The following is a 12214-nucleotide window of genomic DNA, read 5'->3' on the forward strand; positions in this document are numbered from 1 at the left end:
ATCATGCCCTTCGACGGCCCCCGAGATTTTTGACATGACGCACCTCTCCCGCCTCAAGGCCGAATGGTTTCCGAACGTTCGCGCCGATCTCCTCGCCGGCACTGTCGTTGCCCTCGCCCTCATTCCGGAAGCCATCGCCTTCTCGATCATCGCCGGCGTCGATCCGCAGGTCGGTCTCTACGCCTCGTTCTGCATCGCCATCATCACCGCCATCGCGGGCGGACGCCCCGGCATGATCTCCGCCGCGACCGGCGCCATGGCGCTCGTCATGGGATCGCTCGTGAAGGATCACGGGCTGCAATACCTGCTCGCCGCCACGCTTCTCACCGGTGCGCTTCAGATCCTGGCGGGTTTTCTCCGGCTCGGCGACCTCATGCGCTTCGTCTCACGCTCCGTCGTGACAGGCTTCGTGAACGCGCTCGCCATTCTCATCTTCATGGCGCAGTTGCCGGAGTTCAACGGCGCGCCTCCGCTCATGTATGGCATGGTCGCGGTGGGCCTTGCCATCATCTATCTGCTGCCGCTGGTGACGAAAGCCGTGCCTTCCGCGCTCGTCACCATCGTGCTCCTGACGGCGATCTCCATTTATTTCGGCTTCGACCTTCGTACTGTGGGCGACATGGGCCAGCTCCCGAGCGCCCTACCCACCTTCGCATTTCCCGACGTGCCGCTGAATCTCGAGACGCTCAAGATCATCCTGCCCTACTCGCTTACTCTCACGATGGTGGGCTTGCTCGAATCCCTCATGACCGCCGCCATCGTGGACGAGATGACGGATACGGACAGCTCCAAGAACAGGGAATGCACGGGCCAGGGCCTCGCTAATATCGTAGCGGGCTTCTTCGGCGGCATGGCGGGCTGCGCCATGATCGGCCAGTCGGTGATCAACGTGTCTTCCGGCGGACGCGGCAGGCTGTCGACCTTCTGGGCCGGCGCATTCCTGCTCTTCCTCATTCTCGTTCTGGACGATTGGGTGCGCCAGATCCCCATGGCGGCCCTCGTCGCGGTGATGATCATGGTCTCGATCAACACCTTCCAATGGGGCTCGATCCTGGCCATGCGCTTCCATCCGAAGAGTTCCAGCATCGTGATGCTGGCCACCGTCGCCGTGGTGGTCCTCACCCATGACCTCGCCAAGGGCGTGCTGGTGGGCGTGATCCTGAGCGGCATCTTCTTCGCTCGAAAGGTCGCCAAGTTCTTCCAGGTAGAGTCGAGCCGGGAGGGTAACGTGCGCACCTACCGCGTGAATGGGGAAATCTTCTTCGCCACGGCCGAGGCCTTCCACAGCGCCTTCGACTTCCGCGAGGAGAACCTAGAGAAGGTCGTCATCGACGTCCATGCCTCCCATTTCTGGGATATTACCGGCATCAACGCCCTCGATCGGGTTGTGCTGAAATTCCGCCGCCACGATATTCCGGTGGAGATCGTGGGCCTCAACGAGGCGAGCGCTACGTTGGTGGATCGCCTGGGCACCCACAACAAGGAAGGGGCCAAGCTGGCCTCGGGGCACTAAAGGGCCGCAAAAGGCCGGAAACGGCCACGCGACACCGCCTTCCCTTGGCTTTATGGGGCCGGGCTGCTATTGCCCGGCCAACAGGGTTTCATACCCGCCCGAGTTTTATGATGACCGCACGTACGTTCGACAACATCCGCAACTTCTCCATCGTGGCTCATATCGACCACGGCAAGTCGACGCTCGCCGACCGCCTGATCCAGACCACGGGGGCGCTCACCGCCCGTGAGATGACGGAGCAGGTGCTCGACAACATGGATATCGAGCGCGAGCGCGGCATCACCATCAAAGCGCAGACCGTGCGCCTGGAATACAAGGCCCAGGACGGCAAGACCTATATCCTGAATCTCATGGACACCCCCGGCCACGTGGACTTCGCCTACGAGGTCTCGCGCTCGCTCGCGGCCTGTGAAGGCTCCCTGCTGGTGGTGGACGCCTCCCAGGGCGTCGAGGCGCAGACGCTTGCCAACGTCTACCAGGCCATCGACGCCAACCACGAGATCGTGCCCGTCCTCAACAAGATCGACCTGCCCGCCGCCGATCCGGACCGGATCAAGGAGCAGATCGAGGAGGTGATCGGCATCGACGCCTCCGAGGCCGTGCCGGTTTCGGCCAAGAGCGGCCTCAATATCGAGGGCGTGCTGGAAGCCATCGTCAAGAAGCTGCCGCCGCCGAAGGGCGACCCGGATGCGCCGCTCAAAGCGCTCCTGGTCGATTCCTGGTACGACGCCTATCTCGGCGTGGTCGTGCTGGTGCGCATCATCGACGGCACCCTGAAGAAGGGCCAGACCATCAAGATGATGGGCACCAACGCCACCTACAGCCTCGACCGCGTCGGCGTGTTCAATCCGAAAATGACCGAGATGGCCGTGCTCGGCCCGGGCGAGGTCGGCTTCTTCACCGCCTCGATCAAGGAAGTGGCCGATACCCGCGTCGGCGACACCATCACCGACGACCGCAAGCCGACGGCGCAAGCGCTTCCGGGCTTCAAGCCCGTGCAGCCGGTGGTGTTCTGCGGCCTCTTCCCCGTCGATGCCGCCGAGTTCGAGAACCTGCGCGGCGCCATGGGCAAGCTGCGCCTCAACGATGCCAGCTTCTCCTACGAGATGGAAACATCGGCGGCGCTGGGCTTCGGTTTCCGCTGCGGTTTCCTCGGCCTGTTGCATCTCGAAATCATTCAGGAGCGCCTGGAGCGCGAGTTCAACCTCGACCTCATCTCCACCGCGCCTTCCGTGGTGTATCACCTGAAGCTGCGCGACGGCTCGACCATCGAGTTGCACAACCCGGCCGACATGCCGGACGTGATGAAGATCGAGACCATCGAGGAGCCGTGGATCCGCGCCACGATCCTCACCCCCGACGATTATCTCGGCTCCGTCCTCAAGCTGTGCCAGGATCGGCGCGGCGTGCAGATCGACCTGAACTATGTCGGCAAGCGCGCCATGGTGGTCTATGACCTGCCGCTGAACGAAGTGGTGTTCGATTTCTACGACCGCCTGAAGTCGATCTCGAAGGGCTACGCGTCCTTCGACTATCACATCTCCGATTATCGCGAGGGCGACCTCGTGAAGATGTCGGTGCTGGTCAATGCAGAGCCCGTGGACGCGCTCTCCATGCTGGTCCACCGCGACCGCGCCGAGAGCCGCGGCCGCGCCATGTGCGAGAAGCTGAAAGAACTGATCCCGCCGCACATGTTCCAGATCCCGGTTCAGGCGGCCATCGGCGGCAAGATCATCGCCCGCGAAACCATCCGCGCSCTGCGCAAGGACGTGACCGCCAAGTGCTACGGCGGCGACGCCTCCCGTAAGCGCAAGCTGCTCGACAAGCAGAAGGAAGGCAAGAAGCGCATGCGCCAGTTCGGCAAGGTCGACATCCCGCAGGAAGCTTTCATCGCCGCCCTGAAGATGGACACCTGAGGCGCGCCAATCCTGACTCTCTAAAGCCCGGCTTGGCAGCAAGCCGGGCTTTTTTGTTGGCCCCGGCAAATTGAAACTTCGGAACCCTGCCCTCCTGGTCCGAGTTCAACCCACGCACAGGGCTTGGCTCCCACCGACATTATCATGGCACGGCATTTCTTTTATGCCGGGCTTTGGCGCGTCATGAATGCGGACCGGGCTCTCACGACATGGATCGAATTTGCTTCTAGGAGAGCTTATGCCCACCTCCATGCGCTCCGTGCTGCCCACTCTGCTCGCGCTGCTTCTCGGCTATGCCCTCATTCAGATCGGCAATACCCTGCAGGGCACATTGCTGAGCGTGCGGGGTAGTCTGGAGCAGTTTTCGCCTGCGCAGATCGGCGCCGTCGGGTCGGCGTTCTGGGCGGGCATTGTCGTTGGCTCGTTGTGGGCGGGACGGGTGATCACGCAGGTCGGGCATACGCGCACCTTCGCGGCTCTTGCGGCCATCGCGGCAAGCACCGCGCTGCTTCATATCCTCGTGATCAGTCCTGCCGTGTGGATCGCGGCCCGGGCGCTGACGGGCTTTTGTTTCGCGGGCCTTTTCATCGTGGTGGAAAGCTGGCTCAACGCCTCCGTCACCGCCCAGACGCGCGGGCAGGTTCTCAGCGTGTACGGCATGACGGGCCTCATCGCAGGCATCGGCGGACAGATGCTTCTGCCCACGGGCGATCCCGCCAGTTTCCAGCTCTTCTGCTTCGTCGCCATTCTCATCTGTCTCTCGCTGGTGCCCACCGCGCTCTCGCGCGCGGGCGCTCCTGCTCATGCGGTGAGCGATACCCGGATCAACATCGTGCAGCTTTACCGCCAATCGCCTTTCGGCGTGGYGGCGGCGGTGCTCTGCGGCATCACCACGAGTTCGTTCTTCGCCCTCGGTCCCCTCTGGGCGCAGGAGCGAGGATTGAGCACGGCGGAAATCGCGATCTTCATGGCCTGCGGCACGCTGGGCGGCTTCCTCACCACATGGCCGCTCGGCTGGTTGTCCGACCGCATGGACCGGCGCCACGTGATCGTCGGCACGGCAGCCATGGCTGCGGCGATCCTGCTGGTGCTCATCAATTTCGTGCCGCAGGCGGTGCCGGTGTGGGTGGTCTTCGTCTATGTGGCAATCTTCGGCGGCAGCGTGATCCCCACCTACAGCATCGTCACCGCGCATGTGAACGACATGGTCCGCCCCGGCGAGTTCGTGGCGGCGGCCGGCGGCCTTCTTATCCTGCAAGGCGTGGGTTCGGTGATCGGGCCAGTGATCTCGGGCTTTGCGATGACGGAATTCGGACGCCTCGGGCTGCTCTACATCGTCATCATCGCCCAGGCGCTCATGGCGATCTGGGGGGCCTATCGCAGCCTCCAGCGCGCAGCTCCTCCGACCGAGGAGAAGGAGAACTTCGTCATCGAACCGACGATCCCCGTCGGCACGCGGCTGGATGCGTCCTAAGCCGTCCCAGCACGCCGCCCGGATGCATCGACGACCAGTTCGCCATCCTCCTTGCGGAACTCGCCTTGCTGCGGCGGCAGGATCTCGATCACCGCTTCCGAGGGACGGCAGAGGCGCACGCCGAGCGGTGTGACAACGATGGGACGGTTGATGAGGATGGGATGCTCCATCATGGCGTCGAGCAACTGGTCGTCGCTCAAGCCCGGATCGGAGAGGCCGAGCTCGTGATAAGGCGTGTCCTTCTCACGGATGACGTCGCGGACACTCACGCCCATGCGTGCAATGAGCTCGCGCAGCAGGAGACGGGTCGGCGGCGTTTTCAGATACTCGATCACGTGCGGCTCGATGCCTGCATTGCGGATGAGGCCGAGGGCGTTACGCGAGGTGCCGCATTGCGGATTGTGATAGATGACCACGTCCATGGCTTGCTCCAATTCCTTACGCATAACGCAGGAGGGATGAAGCGTGCAATCTCCTGAAACGGATCACACTGCGCAGGCAGGACCGCGCTGCACTTTCAGGCTCGTCAGTATGGCCTTCATCAGTGTTTCATACTGCCCCTTCTCCTCGACATTGGTCAGGGAGAGCTCAAGCACCCAATCGCTCGACAGCGGCACGATCAGCGTTTCGACAGTCATGCCTTGGGCGCCGGAGGGCAGATGGGCATCGATCCAGGTGGCGGACCAGCGCGTCGCACCGGTGGAGAGCGATGCGAGCGAAATAGATTGCGCCGGACGCCCGAGCAGATTCTCGTAATCCCGCTGCAGCAACGCGGCGTCGCGGCTTGCGAGATCGGGCTGCGGCAGGCCGCGCAACTCATGCGCGGGACGCATGCTCACCTCCAATTCGGCATTGGAGAACACCGCCTTCAGGCGGGTATCCAGACCGCCGGTCTGCGAGCGCCATTCCTGCGGCAGCGACAGCGCGAAACAGGCCTCGTGCGCGGCGGGACCTAGCACACGTGTCTGACCCACGCGCGCATCGAAGCGCACCTGCACACTCCCCTGCCATGAACCGTCGAGGGGAACGTTGGCGGCTTGCGCCATCGGCGACAGGCACAGCAACGCCGCGAGGGCAGCGGAGCACGAGCGCATTGTCAGGGCTTGGATCATCGTATTCCCCAAGGCGAGCAATAAGGCCTTCCTATAGCAACGCTCGAATCCTCCGGTGGGTTGCGTTGTTTGGGTTTGCGGCAAGGCGTGGCCTTGAGTTGCGGTGTGTCGGCCCTACCTCGTTCAACAGCTAGACGATTTCAGGAGAGAACTCATGAAGGCCTTGATGCGCGCTTCATTCATCGCAACCCTCCTGGTTGCCGCAGGATCTGCTTCGGCCGCCACATGCCGCGATCCGGCGGGTTTCGAGAAATGGCTCGGCGATATCCAGCAGGAAGCCATCGCACAGGGCATTTCACCCCGCGCGGTGGAGCAGGGATTGGCAGGTGTCACCTTTGACCAAGGCATCATCCGGCGCGATCGCGGCCAGGGCGTGTTCAAGCAGAGTTTCGAGCAATTCGCCGGGCGCATGGTCTCGCCCGGTCGTCTCAAGGGCGGTGCCAACATGCTCAAGCGCCACGCGGCCACTCTCGCGCGCATCGAGCAGCGCTACGGCGTGCCGGGTCCGGTGCTCGTCGCAATCTGGGGATTGGAGACCGATTTCGGCGCGGTGAAGGGCAACCTTCCCGTCATTCGCTCGGTCGCCACGCTCGCCTATGATTGCCGCCGCTCGGAATTCTTCCAAGCCCATCTCTTCGATGCCCTGCGCATCGTCGACCACGGAGACCTGACGCCTGGCGAGATGCGCGGGGCGTGGGCAGGCGAAATGGGACAGACCCAGTTCATGCCGTCGAACTACGTGAAATACGCTGTCGATTTTGACGGCGACGGGCGTGCGGATCTGCTGCACAGCCCAGCAGACGTGCTGGCATCCACCGCTAATTACCTGAAGGGCCACGGCTGGTCGCGAGGCGGCGGCTGGGAGCCGGGCTCCGCGAATTTCGAGGCGATCCGTGCCTGGAACAAGTCGCAGGTCTACTCACGCACGATCGCGTTCTACGCCACTAAGCTCGCGGGCGGCGACACATCGTCTTTCGCCAGTCAGTAAGACCACGAAAAAGGGCGGCACCGAGGCCGCCCTTTCATTGTCTTTGCGAGCCTGATCAGCCCCGTGCGCGGGCGCGGATCATGAAGGTATCGTAGGCGTATTCGGCAACCTGGAACCACAGATATTCCTCGTTCCGGAACGCCTTGTAGCTGTCGTAGAGCTTCTTGAAATCGGGGTTCTTGGCGGAGATCTCGTCGTAGATCTCGTTGGCTGCCTTGTAGGCCGCTTCCATGATCTCCTGCGAGAACGGACGCAGCTGCGCGCCGTTGCCGATGAGGTTGCGCAGGCCTGCCGGATTCTTGGCGTCGTACTTGGCCTGCGTGTCCACGTTCACATAGCCCGCAGCCGATTGAATGGCAGCCTGATAGGCCTTCGGCAGCTCGTTCCACTTCTGCAGATTGATGAAGAAGTGGATGGCCGGCCCGCCTTCCCAGAAGCCCGGGTAGTAGTAATAAGGGGCGACCTTGTTGAGACCGAGCTTGTCGTCGTCATAGGGCGCAACCCACTCGGCAGCATCAATGGTGCCGCGCTCGAGCGAGGGATAGAGATCGCCGCCGGCGATCTGTTGCGGCACGACGCCGAGCTTGCCCATGATCTGGCCGGCAAGACCCGCGATGCGCATCTTGAGGCCCTGCAGATCCTGAACGGTCTTGATCTCTTTCCGGAACCAGCCGCCCATCTGCGCGCCGGTGTTGCCGGCGGGAAGCGCATAGAGGTTATGCTTGGCATAGAACTCGTTCAGCAGCTGATTGCCGCCACCGTGGTAGAGCCACGCATTGGTCTGGCGCGAGTTGAGGCCGAACGGCAGGTTGGTGCCGATGGCGAAAGTCGGGTCCTTGCCGACATAGTAGTACGAGCAGGTATGGCCCATCTCCACTGTGCCGCCGGCAATCGCATCGGCCGCCTGCGGCGTGCCGACGATCTCACCCGGCGCGAAGGGCTGGATGATGAACTTGCCGTCCGTCGCCTCGGACACGAGTTTGGACAGCGTCTCGCCGCCACCGTAGAGGGTATCGAGGGATTTCGGGAAGGCGGATGTCAGGCGCCAGCGAATTTCCGGCGAGGACTGGGCAATGGCGGGCATCGCAATGGTTCCCGCAGCCGCACCGACAGTGGCGGCCTTGAGGAATGCACGGCGTTTCATGGGCGTCTCTTTCTTGTTCTGAGGTTTTAAAGCGCGCCCGAGACATAAAGTTTCAAGAACGCACTATAAAACGCAAAAGGCGAGACGTCTCTCTTACTGAGCTTTAGGAAAGGAGGGAGGGCCGCTGGAGCATTGACCGCATGCGCCAGATGCATGCTTGGCGCTATGGCACACGCTTGCGACGGCCTGCCCTTTAAAACAGGAACAGCTCTCCGGCGCCCCACGCCAGGAGCACGAGAAGGATGAAGCCGACCAGGAAGATGCCGAACAGGACCTTCGCAATCGTCTTAGCGCCCGAGGCGACACCGGTGAAGCCGAGGGCACCCGCCACGAGGGAGACGACGAGAAAGATCAGGGCCCATTTCAACATTGTTCAAGCCTCATCGAATAGTTGAGCTTGAAGCATAAGCATTGAGGGCGAGGCAGGTTCCTTCTACCGACGAGAAGGCCTTACATCACCACGGTCACCGTATCGGCTGCACGCGTGAGCCCGGTATAGAGCCAGCGGCTGCGATGCTCCCTGAAGGCATAGGATTCATCGAAGAGCACCAGATCGTCCCATTGCGAACCCTGGGCTTTGTGCACGGTGAGCGCGTAGCCGAAGGTGAACTCGTCGGATTCCTTGCGCAGCGCGAAGGGCACCTCCTCTTCCGTGCCTTCGAAGAAAGCCTTGTGGACCGAAACCTCCACGGACCGGCGTCTGGCATCGTCGTCGGCCAGCACGTCCATGCGGATGAAGTCGTTGCGGATGCCGCGCAGGGTCTGGATGCTCCAGGTGCCGCCGTTGAGCAGGGCCTTGGTCTTGTCGTTGCGCAGGCAGACCAGCTTCTCGCCAACCGCCGGCATGGGGCTGCGATAGCCGTTCAGCTCGCGCAGGCGCGTGTTGTAGAGGCGCCTCGTCTTGTTGAGCCCGACGAGCACCTGATCGGCCTTCATGACGGTATCCGCATCGATCTCCCTCCGGCGGATAATCCGGCTGTTTCCATAGGTTCCAAGCTCCAGATGACCGCCTTCCCGAACGATCATGGAAAGATGAACGATGGGATTATCTTTGGCCTGCCGATGTACTTCCGTGAGCATGACGTCGGGTTCGGCCTCGGTGAAAAAGCCTCCGCCCTTCACCGGCGGCAGCTGCGCCGGATCGCCGAGCACGAGAACGGGCTTGCCGAAGGACAGGAGATCGCGGCCCAGTTCCTCGTCCACCATCGAGCATTCGTCGATCACGATGAGGTCGGATTTCGCGGCCTGGCTCTGCCGGTTGATGACGAATTGCGGACCGTTTTCATCGCCCTCCCGCGACCGGTAGATCATGGAATGAATGGTCGATGCGTCGGCGCATCCCTTGGTCCGCAACACCAGGGCCGCCTTGCCGGTATAGGCGCCGAACGACACCTCGCCATCGACGCCCTCGGCGATGTGCCGGGCAAGAGTCGTCTTGCCCGTACCTGCATATCCGAAGAGGCGAAAGACCGGACGATCACCCTGGCGCAGCCAATCTGCGACGGCTTTCAGGGCGGCATCCTGTTGCGGCGACCAGCTCATGGAGATTGCGTTTCTTGATCCAGACGGAAGGGATGGGCGGAGGACGATCCCCCAAGCTTGTGGAGAGGGCTCGAAATCGAGGCGTCACCATAATGCGGGGCGATTACAAATGCGATGCCGAGTTTGCAGGATACACGCGACCTTTTGGCTGCGCCGCAGGCATTCCCGAAACCAGCCGGGAGGTCAAGTGTCAAAGCTCGGAGCCCGCGTGCAACAGCAGGTGCGACCAGCATGAAGTCCACCAACCACAAGGGTTTTGACAATTTCTGACTCGATCCGGGACGTGTGAGGAAGCGCACTGCGCACACCCGCGAGGCACCACATGAACCCTCTCCGCTACAGCTTGCGCAGCCTTTGCCGTAACCCGTTGAAGCGTCGCTCTCCGGCCTTGTCGGCGAGACGCACGGCGGGCGCCCCGGAGCATCCGCTCCACGATGCGAAGCAGAAGCTGGCAGATGGGTTTCTCCCGGTCGGGCGCGAGTGTTCAACACGAGCCCACGCAACGATCCTGACCACCTTCCGAGGCCGTGATGACAACGCCGTGATAGGGCCCGCCCCATCGCTCATCTGCCGTGCACATCGGGTGCGCCGAGCCGCTCGTCRCATCCCGGCAATTGATCGAGATCGAGCCTCGCCAACCGACCCCGCAAGCGCACCGATCGATGCTCCGCGCAGGCTGACGAGAGACGTAATCGGGAGCGCGTCGAACACGCCTCGTGATGCTCCTGATCCTGTCGCTACGTCACCGCTCGTTGAAGTGATTCTCGTCGCGCCTGACACATCGCACGGTCGTTTGGACATGCGCGGAGCATGTTTTTCGACCGGAACGCACAAAAAAATTTTCAGCCTCGAAATGCCTCCCGAAACACGCCTCGAAACCTCCATGGGAACATGTACTTCCGCAGGTCTGCGCAGGCGGCATCATCGAAGGGAGATTGCGCGACCTCCGCCTCAACATCGCTTCTAACATATTGATATAAAAGGATTTTAAAGTAGCGCTCATGATGACGATCATAGAGTGGAAGTGATGACGAGGTGTCCCAAGAAGAGACTCATTGAGTCGTTTCTTTCGCCTTCTATCGCGTGCTGAAAGTGCAAGTTCAGGCGGGTTATCCGGCGAAAGTATCCACAGAAAAAGTGCCCGTTCTACTTTCTACACTTTCCGTTAATCGGAACCCGCTTGGTATAACGACGTTGCCTTCCAAGCGTGACGGTTGCGCGCGAAGGCCCTTGAAGGAGGCGGCTATGCCGATTGATGTTAAGTCCAACCCGCTGACAGCATTGTTCACGGGTGACACCGGTGCGACCAGCACCAAGAAAAAGAGCGGAGCCAAGAAGGGCTCCAAGACCAGCGCCAAGAAGGCCAGCACTTCCTCGGCTCGCAAGAGCACGAAGAAGGCCGGCACGAAGACCGCTGCGAAGAAGACCACTGCCAAGAAGCCCGCAGCTAAGAAGACCGCAGCCAAGACGACGGCTCGGAAGTCTGCTGCCAAGACCTCGGCCAAGTCGGCCGTGAAGTCCACGGCTCGGAAGTCTGCTGCCAAGAAGACCACGGCACGCAAGACCGCCGCGAAGAAGACCTCGGCCAAGTCGGCCGTGAAGTCTGCAGCCAAGACGACGGCTCGCAAGACCGCTGCCAAGAAGACTGCTGCGAAGTCGACGAAGTCGGCTGCGAAGAAGTCCACGGCTCGCAAGCCCGCCGCTCGCAAGACGGCTGCCAAGGCCACGGCTCGCAAGACCACGGCCCGCAAGACCGCTGCCCGCAGCTCCAGCCGCACTGCGGTGAAGGCTTCGGCCCGCAAGACGGCCGCCAAGTCCACGACGAAGCGCGCCGCCGCAGCCTCCAGCCGTACTTCCGCTACGAAGAAGTCCGGCAAGGTCGCCAAGCGTTCGACCGGCGCTCGCAAGAGCCCCGCGAAGAAGCGCTAAGACAAGCATGCCCCATGCGCCGGGATAGGGCTTCCGCCTGTCACCGGCGCATGGGCATAAAAAATCGCCCGGTGAAAGCCGGGCGATTTTCTTTTTCTAGGGTCGGTCTGATCAGCGGCCGGTGCTCATCGGGTCGCTGTCGCCCCAATAGGGGGTGGCGTTGTAGTAGCGGTGGACGTGCTCCTCCCATTCCCGGTCGTAGGAGGCATCGTGCCCCTCGGCCGTGCGGCGGGGAGCCCCGCGCAGCTGGTCTTCGTTGAGGTTGAGCTCGTAGGCGTCGAGCTCCGTATTGTACTTCAGGACGCTCCAGGGCAGCGTGTAGTATTCCTCGCCGAGGCCCATGAAGCCGCCGAAGCTCATGACCGCGTAAGCGACCTTGCCGGACCGCTTCTCGATCATCACGCGCTCGATGGTGCCGATCTTGTCGCCGTCGGTGCGGCGCACCGGCGTTCCTTCCACCTTATCGCTGGCGATGAGGCTGTGGGTCTCGCGGACGTCACCGCTTTGTGCCGTCGTCTGCATGTCTCACTCCTTATCGTTGAAGATATAAGGCAACGCTCCGTCAAAACCCCGGTTCCGAGCCAAAGCCTTCGTCC

11 protein-coding genes are annotated in these 12214 nt (G+C 62.2%); 5 read left to right on the plus strand and 6 right to left on the minus strand.

All coding sequences use genetic code 11. The features are described 5' to 3' along the window. The first annotated feature begins 34 nt into the window (after positions 1-34). The 3 genes from ACXJKO_RS02320 to ACXJKO_RS02330 all read left to right on the plus strand — a co-directional run bounded on the left by ACXJKO_RS02320 (position 35) and on the right by ACXJKO_RS02330 (position 4903). Entirely contained in the window at positions 35-1513 is a 1479-nt protein-coding gene (locus ACXJKO_RS02320) for a SulP family inorganic anion transporter (RefSeq protein WP_457089463.1), read from the plus strand. Between the two features lie 110 nt (positions 1514-1623). Next, positions 1624-3429: a translation elongation factor 4 gene (gene lepA / locus ACXJKO_RS02325; protein ID WP_457089464.1), complete on the plus strand. Its 1806-nt coding sequence runs from the start codon at positions 1624-1626 to the stop codon at positions 3427-3429. Between the two features lie 238 nt (positions 3430-3667). Further along, on the plus strand, positions 3668-4903 hold the full coding sequence (locus ACXJKO_RS02330; protein ID WP_457089465.1) for an MFS transporter: 1236 nt from the start codon (positions 3668-3670) through the stop codon (positions 4901-4903). Here the strand turns inward: ACXJKO_RS02330 and arsC are convergent. Both arsC and ACXJKO_RS02340 read right to left on the minus strand, forming a co-directional pair. Continuing rightward, complete coding sequence (gene arsC, locus ACXJKO_RS02335) at positions 4900-5325, minus strand: arsenate reductase (glutaredoxin) (RefSeq protein ID WP_457089466.1); 426 nt, start codon at positions 5323-5325, stop codon at positions 4900-4902. The genes ACXJKO_RS02330 and arsC overlap by 4 nt on opposite strands. 63 nt (positions 5326-5388) lie before the next feature. Next, positions 5389-6015 carry a hypothetical protein gene (locus ACXJKO_RS02340; RefSeq protein ID WP_457089467.1) on the minus strand — a complete coding sequence of 209 codons (627 nt, stop codon included), beginning with the start codon at positions 6013-6015 and terminating at the stop codon, positions 5389-5391. 154 nt (positions 6016-6169) lie between these two features. Here ACXJKO_RS02340 and ACXJKO_RS02345 point away from each other — a divergent pair, with 154 nt between their 5' ends. Beyond that, entirely contained in the window at positions 6170-7003 is an 834-nt protein-coding gene (locus ACXJKO_RS02345; protein ID WP_457089468.1) for a lytic murein transglycosylase, read from the plus strand. A gap of 55 nt (positions 7004-7058) precedes the next feature. On the opposite strand, the gene ACXJKO_RS02350 is transcribed toward ACXJKO_RS02345, so the two are convergent. The 3 genes from ACXJKO_RS02350 to ACXJKO_RS02360 all read right to left on the minus strand — a co-directional run bounded on the left by ACXJKO_RS02350 (position 7059) and on the right by ACXJKO_RS02360 (position 9689). After that, a complete protein-coding gene (locus tag ACXJKO_RS02350; RefSeq protein WP_457089469.1) occupies positions 7059-8147 on the minus strand; it encodes a TRAP transporter substrate-binding protein in 1089 nt (362 codons plus the stop codon). Positions 8148-8340: 193 nt separating this feature from the next. Then, positions 8341-8517 (minus strand): DUF1328 domain-containing protein, encoded by a 177-nt coding sequence (locus ACXJKO_RS02355; protein WP_457089470.1) that lies wholly within the window; start codon positions 8515-8517, stop codon positions 8341-8343. Between the two features lie 80 nt (positions 8518-8597). Next, positions 8598-9689: an ATP-dependent DNA helicase gene (locus tag ACXJKO_RS02360; RefSeq protein ID WP_457089471.1), complete on the minus strand. Its 1092-nt coding sequence runs from the start codon at positions 9687-9689 to the stop codon at positions 8598-8600. 1245 nt (positions 9690-10934) lie between these two features. On the opposite strand from ACXJKO_RS02360, the gene ACXJKO_RS02365 reads away from it, so the two are divergent. Beyond that, positions 10935-11618: a hypothetical protein gene (locus ACXJKO_RS02365; protein WP_457089472.1), complete on the plus strand. Its 684-nt coding sequence runs from the start codon at positions 10935-10937 to the stop codon at positions 11616-11618. A gap of 111 nt (positions 11619-11729) precedes the next feature. Here the strand turns inward: ACXJKO_RS02365 and ACXJKO_RS02370 are convergent, their stop codons facing one another. Continuing rightward, the gene (locus tag ACXJKO_RS02370) at positions 11730-12140 is read right to left on the minus strand and encodes a PRC-barrel domain-containing protein (protein ID WP_457089473.1); all 411 of its coding nucleotides are present in this window, start codon (positions 12138-12140) and stop codon (positions 11730-11732) included. Positions 12141-12214: the final 74 nt, after the last annotated feature.

It is taken from the genome of Microvirga sp. P5_D2, from assembly GCF_054049475.1.